The following is a 5321-nucleotide window of genomic DNA, read 5'->3' as shown; positions in this document are numbered from 1 at the left end:
CTGAAGGGGCGGCTGCCAACCGCTGCAGATTGAGAAGCCGCTGCCACAGGGCCGCCCGTGGGGCTTCTATCGCTAGCACCTCACGGCAGCGCTCCAGCCAGCCTTCACGCTGCTGGAGCCGCTTGAGGGCCTTGTCCAGATCGATGCGGATTGCATCCCCATAGGCGTCTTCCGCCTTGGCCAGCGCGCGCCGCCAGAGGCCCGGGGTCAGGGGTAGGTGGGCCAGATCGATCAGATCACGGTTGAACACACCATCGTCATTCCAGCGGTCGGAGTTGGCCAGCAACTTGCTGCAGATCATGTCGCTCAGGGTCAGGGAGGCAACACCGGCCACTACATCCTGCGGGCCCGGCGGCTCCAGGCAGATCCGCCCCTCCAGCACGATTTCAAGTTTGATGGCCACCCCCGCCACCACCACGCCCGCCCGGATGCCGTATTGGTCTGTGAGCGGCTCTCGGCTCTCCTCGAGGGGGTGTCGGGGATCCTTCCATAGGGGCTGGAGGCTGTTGTGCCGCCGGATGAGCTGGCGCAGTTCCCGGTAGCCCTGCCGGTCGGACACCAGCAGATCCACATCCACCGACTGGCGGAACTCCCCGTAGCGCAGGGCGATCGCCGTGCCGCCACCGAACAGGCAGTGGTGCCCCAGCAGCAGCTCTGCATTGAGCTGCTCCAGCAGGCCGGCGATGCGGCGGTGGTGCTCAAGCCGGAACATCGTTCGTCGCAGCTGGTTGCTGCAGTGTGCTGATCAGCTGGCGCTCGTGGGGCTGCAGCGGCTCCAGATCCAGCCGCCGGCGCTGGCGGGCGTAGAGGGCGGCCGCTTCCGCCGCGCTCAGGGTGCCGGTGCCCTGCACGTGCCAGGCCAGCTGGCGCAGCAGGGGATAGGCGGCCAGAGCGATCGTCTCCCCTTGTGCTGCGGCTCCAGCTTCAGCTCCGCCGTCCTCCTGGCCCTCCAGCTGGCCCAGGGACAGATCGAGGGCCTCCAGAACATTTATCAGTGCCCCTAGCGACACCGACGCTGCGCCCGTCTCGATGCGGTGCAGCGTCACCCTTGAAACCCCCGCAGCTGCAGCGGTGGCCATCGCACTGATACCAAGCTCCCGCCGCCGCCGCCGGATGCGCCCGCCGATGGCCCCCAGGCGCTGGGGGCAACGTCCCTGGGGAGGAGGCGCGGCGGATGGCACTGGATCACCAGCTCAGACGTTTCCCATTCTAGTCAACCGGATGGCTCCCGGCCGCAGTTCAGGGTGCAGCTCAGGGTGTAGCCGGGCCCCCAAGTGCCTCAATCCGCACCGGGGTGCCCACCCTGATCCCGAGTGCTTCGGCCTGGCCGGCGGCCAGCTCCAGCACGCCGTCCACGGCCTGGTCGGGGCCATAGCTGCGGCAGGGCAGGCGCATGCAGGGTTGGGCATGGGCCTCAATGGCTACCACACGGCCGCCCAGCACAAAAACCATGTCGAGGGGCTCGGGGGTGCGGTGCATCCAGAAGCGGGCCAGGGAGGGTGGGCTGTAGGGGAACCACATGCCCCGCAGGGGCGGCAGGGGACCCCGGAGTTGCATGCCCCTGCTCTGTTCGTGGGATTCATCGGCCACTTCCAGCTCGAGGCAACGGCCGTTCTCCAGGCACCAGCGGGCCTCGATCGGCAGCTGCTGGGGCGGCGGTGTGAAGCCGCAGAGCAGGGCCGCCACCCCAGACAGGGCCACTCCATACATGGCCAGGCCTGGCACCAGCCCTTGCCAGCCCCGCCCTCCCATCAGGCGCTGCCCTCCAACTGGGGCATGCCCTGGCTCAGGCAGTAGCCCTGGCCCCGGATTGTGTGGATCAGTCGCTGCTCGCCTCCCTCTTCGAGCTTGTGGCGCAAGTAGCGCACATACACCTCGATCACGTTGCTGGTGGTGCCCTGGTCGTCATTCCACACCTGGCGCAGGATCAGGTCCCGGCCCACCACCGTGCCCTTGCGCTCCAGCAGCAGCATTAGCAGTTGGTATTCGCGCGCCGTGAGGCCCACGGGCCGGGATCCCCGCTTGACCTGACGGGTGCTGGGGTTCACCACCAGGTCGCCCACCTGCAGCAGCTGGACTGGAATATTGGTGCGGCGGCTGCGGTCCAGGTGCAACCTCAAGCGCATCAGCAGATCGCTGGGGCCAAGGCTGGAGAGCCAGAAGTCGTTGGCGCCGGAACTGAGGCAGAGAACCCGGGCCTCCACCGTGTCCTCGCCCACATCGAGCAGCAGGGGCAAGTCGCCCCATTGGGCCCGCAACGCCGGGATGCGGCCGGCCTGGTCGGCGGAGAGCAGCACCGCATCGGGTGCCGGGGCTGCAGGGGCGGGGGCAGGGGTGCTGCAGGTGTATCCAGAGGCCTCCAGCCGCGCGGCCAAGGCTTCAGCTTCCTCCCCCACCAGCAGTATCAGCGGTTCACTCATGGGGCCATGCCGTTGCCGGGTTTGGCCACATGGGGCAACCCCCAGCCGAGCTTGTTGCGCAGCACCTGAAAAAACTCGTGGTCTGCCAGGCGCACAAAGCGGGCCGGTTGCTCGCTGCGCCGCACCAGCACCCGGTCTTCGGGCCAGATGTAACTGCCGGCACTGCCATCGACCACCATCATCAGCCGCTCGGGGGTGGCTGGAAACACGGTCACCGGCTCCCGGTCGCTGAAGACCAGGGCCCGCGATGCCAGCGAGTGGGGTGCGATCGGCGTGAGCTGCAGCACGGGACAGTCGGGCGTGATCACCGGGCCGCCGGCGCTGAGGGCATAGGCGGTGGAGCCCGTTGGGGTGGCGAGGATCACGCCGTCTGCGGCGATGTCCACGGGGGCGTGGCGGCCGATGGCGATCTCGAAGTGGCACATCGAGGTGAGGGGCTCGCGGTGTAGGGCCATCTCGTTGAGACAGAGCACTTCCCAGCGGCGTTGCTCGCCGCGCATCACGCTGACGATCAGCATCGTGCGCTCCTCCACCGTCCACTCGCCGCTGAGCACCTGGTCCAGCGCCGCCTCCAGCTCGTTGAGGTAGGCCTCAGCCAGAAAGCCCAGATGGCCGGTGTTGACCGTGAGGATCGGCACGCCGATGGGTGCGGTTTGGCGGGCGGCCGAGAGCACGGTTCCGTCGCCGCCGAGCACCACGGCCAGGCTGAGGTCGGGGGCGAAGTTTGCCGGCACGCAGGCCGCATACCCGCGGCTGCGCAGGTGCTGGTCTGGGTTGGCGAAACCCACCATGCCGCCGGAGCTGCTCACCCGCACCACGCCATAGCCGGCCGCCTTGAATCGGGCCTCGATGGCATCGGCAGTGGCCAGGGCCACGCCCTTGCCGTCATTCACGATCAGTCCGACGCGGGGCACCGATCGGGGGGCGGGGAGTTGCCTGAGTTTATGGGCCCAGTTTCAGCTAGTTCGCCCCAGGGCTCCTGTTGTCCTAAAACTGCTCCAGAAAGCGCAGGTCGCTGGTGTAAAGACGGCGGATGTCATCGATGCCGTGGCGCACCATGCAGAACCGCTCCACCCCCAGGCCCGCCGCAAAGCCGCTCCAGCGTTCCGGATCGAGGCCCATGCCGCTTAGCACGGCGGGGTCGACCATGCCGCAGCCCATCACCTCCAGCCAGCGGCCCCGCCACTGCACATCCACCTCGGCGCTGGGCTCGGTGAAGGGGAAGTAGCTGGCCCGGAAGCGCACGGGCAGGTCGCCAAAAAACTGCTGCAGGAAGGCCGTCACGGTGCCGCGCAGGTGGCTGAAATCCAGGCCCTCATCGATGGCCAGCACCTCCACCTGGTGGAACACCGGCGAATGGGTGGCATCCACCGGGTCGCGCCGATACACCCGGCCAGGGGCGACCACCCGCACCGGCGGCGGGTTCTGTTCCAGGTAGCGGATCTGCACCGGGGAAGTGTGGGTGCGCAGTAGGCGGCCCTCCCCCAGGTAAAAGGTGTCCTGCATATCCCGGGCCGGATGGTGCTCCGGGATGTTGAGGGCGCTGAAGTTGTAGTGGTCGGTTTCGATCTCAGGCCCCTCTGAAACCCGATACCCCAGCCCACTGAAGATGTCGACGATCTCTTCGATCGTGCTGATCAGCGGGTGGCGATGCCCCGCTGGGGTGTAGCTGCAGGGGGCCGTGACATCCAGGCTCTCCCGGGCGATGCGCTCTGCCATGGCAGCGGTTTTCACCGCTTTCAGCCGCTCGCCGAGCAGGTTTTGCACCTGCTCCTTGAGCACGTTGGCCCGCTGGCCGATCAGGGGGCGTTCGTCGCCGGGCAACTTGCCCATGGCCCCCAGCAGGCCGGAGAGGCGCCCCTTCTTGCCCAGCAGGCCCACCCGCAGCTCCTCCAGCTCGGCGGCGGTTGTGGCAGCGGAGATCTCAGCTGCCGCCTCGCTTTCAAGCGCCACAAGCTGATCGGTGAGCTGCTGCAGGGACACGGTGGCGCTCACGGCAGGTGCGGAGGGAGACGAGACTTTAAGTAGGCGCCCCAGCGCTGGGCCGTTACGTTGCGGCGAGATCGCCCTTCGACCGATGGCACCGTTGAGGATCCTGATCAGCAACGACGACGGCGTTTTCGCCGAGGGGATCCGCACTCTTGCAAATGCAGCCCTGGCCCGCGGCCACCAGGTGAGCGTGGTGTGTCCAGACCAGGAGCGCTCCGCCACCGGCCATGGCCTCACCCTGCAGACTCCGATTCGGGCGGAGAGGGCCGATGAGTTGTTTGATGACGGCGTCCAGGCCTGGGCCTGCAGTGGCACCCCCTCCGACTGCGTCAAGCTGGCCCTCTTTTCCCTCCTTGATGAGTGGCCGGATCTGGTGCTCTCCGGCATCAACCACGGGCCCAACCTGGGCACCGACATCCTGTACTCCGGCACCGTCAGCGCGGCGATGGAGGGAACGATCGAGGGCCTGCCCGCCCTGGCGGTGAGCAGCGCCGACTTCCAGTGGCGTCAGTTTGCTGCAGCGGCCAGGCTGGCCCTGGATGTGGCCGAGGCCATGCTGGCGGAGGGTTGGCCCGACAACATGTTGCTCAACCTCAACGTGCCCGCCCGGCCCCCCGAGGCGATCGGGCCGTTGCGCTGGTGTCGCTCGGCGGTGCGCCGCTACACCGACCAGTTCGAGCAGCGGGTGGACCCGCGCGGGCACACCTACTACTGGCTGGCAGGGGAGGTGGTCAATGACCTCGAAGCCCAGGTTTCCGGGCCAGAAAGCTGGCCCACCGATGTTGCCCAGATCAATACCGGTGCCCCTTCGCTGACCCCGCTCCAACCCGACATCTTCTGGCGTGGGGTGACCCGCGACCTGCCTGATCTGAGTGGTCTGCTGGCTCAGGTGGAGCGGTAAACCCGCTGCAG

The 5321-nt window shown here is 67.8% G+C and carries 7 protein-coding genes; 1 reads left to right on the top strand and 6 read right to left on the bottom strand.

The annotated features are described in order from the left end of the window. From KBZ07_RS15735 to pheS, 6 genes are all read right to left on the bottom strand, one after another. Positions 1-712: nucleotidyl transferase AbiEii/AbiGii toxin family protein (locus KBZ07_RS15735; RefSeq protein WP_254932492.1), on the bottom strand; the 712-nt coding region annotated here is incomplete at its 3' end. Then, positions 699-1181, bottom strand: a complete 483-nt coding sequence (locus tag KBZ07_RS15730) for a helix-turn-helix transcriptional regulator (RefSeq protein ID WP_254932491.1) — start codon at positions 1179-1181, stop codon at positions 699-701. The genes KBZ07_RS15735 and KBZ07_RS15730, both read right to left, overlap by 14 nt. A 70-nt stretch (positions 1182-1251) precedes the next feature. Continuing rightward, a complete protein-coding gene (locus tag KBZ07_RS15725) occupies positions 1252-1752 on the bottom strand; it encodes a DUF192 domain-containing protein (RefSeq protein WP_396124132.1) in 501 nt (166 codons plus the stop codon). Then, complete coding sequence (locus tag KBZ07_RS15720; protein ID WP_254932490.1) at positions 1752-2420, bottom strand: response regulator transcription factor; 669 nt, start codon at positions 2418-2420, stop codon at positions 1752-1754. The genes KBZ07_RS15725 and KBZ07_RS15720 overlap by 1 nt, the downstream gene beginning before the upstream one ends. Beyond that, positions 2417-3334 (bottom strand): NAD(+) kinase, encoded by a 918-nt coding sequence (locus KBZ07_RS15715; RefSeq protein WP_254932489.1) that lies wholly within the window; start codon positions 3332-3334, stop codon positions 2417-2419. Before KBZ07_RS15715 ends, KBZ07_RS15720 begins: the two co-directional genes overlap by 4 nt. Positions 3335-3407: 73 nt before the next feature. Next, positions 3408-4415: a phenylalanine--tRNA ligase subunit alpha gene (pheS, locus tag KBZ07_RS15710; RefSeq protein ID WP_254932488.1), complete on the bottom strand. Its 1008-nt coding sequence runs from the start codon at positions 4413-4415 to the stop codon at positions 3408-3410. 82 nt (positions 4416-4497) lie between these two features. Here pheS and surE point away from each other — a divergent pair, with 82 nt between their 5' ends. After that, the gene (gene surE / locus KBZ07_RS15705) at positions 4498-5310 is read left to right on the top strand and encodes a 5'/3'-nucleotidase SurE (RefSeq protein WP_254932487.1); all 813 of its coding nucleotides are present in this window, start codon (positions 4498-4500) and stop codon (positions 5308-5310) included. Positions 5311-5321 lie beyond the last annotated feature (11 nt).

Source organism: Cyanobium sp. BA20m-14, assembly GCF_024346295.1.
The sequence above is the reverse complement of the archived record's forward strand: the minus strand, read 5'-3'. Positions and strand labels throughout refer to the sequence as shown.